At 51.2% G+C, this 455-nt stretch carries 2 tRNA genes and 1 rRNA gene; all 3 read right to left on the bottom strand.

Annotated elements, in window-relative coordinates:
* Positions 1 to 83: 83 nt before the first annotated feature.
* Positions 84 to 159, bottom strand: a tRNA-Ala gene (locus tag GE543_RS26870).
* 30 nt (positions 160 to 189) lie between these two features.
* Positions 190 to 266, bottom strand: a tRNA-Ile gene (locus GE543_RS26875).
* A gap of 123 nt (positions 267 to 389) precedes the next feature.
* A 16S ribosomal RNA gene (locus GE543_RS26880) occupies positions 390 to 455 on the bottom strand; the annotation flags it as partial.

The raw sequence follows: 455 nt of genomic DNA on the forward strand, positions 1-455 counted from the left end.
AAAGACTAGAAATCAACATTCATGCACTGATAGTCAGGATCAATGGAATGCTCATTTCTAAGCTTTCAAACAGAAGCAGTAAGTGGTGGAGCCAAGCGGGATCGAACCGCTGACCTCCTGCGTGCAAGGCAGGCGCTCTCCCAGCTGAGCTATGGCCCCGTATTTCTACAGGCGTTTCCCACACAAAATTGGTGGGTCTGGGCAGATTCGAACTGCCGACCTCACCCTTATCAGGGGTGCGCTCTAACCAACTGAGCTACAGACCCAATTTCGAGCTTGTAGCCGCTAGCGTTGAGCTATCAGCTTGGAGCTTAAAGCTGCTTCTAATCGTCTTCTTCCATGAATCAAGCAATTCGTGTGGGTGCTTATGGCGCAGCTGAGTCGTCGATTAAGGAGGTGATCCAGCCGCAGGTTCCCCTACGGCTACCTTGTTACGACTTCACCCCAGTCATGAA

Source organism: Pseudomonas sp. SZ57, assembly GCF_009495975.1.
Taxonomy (GTDB): Bacteria; Pseudomonadota; Gammaproteobacteria; order Pseudomonadales; family Pseudomonadaceae; genus Aquipseudomonas; species Aquipseudomonas syringae.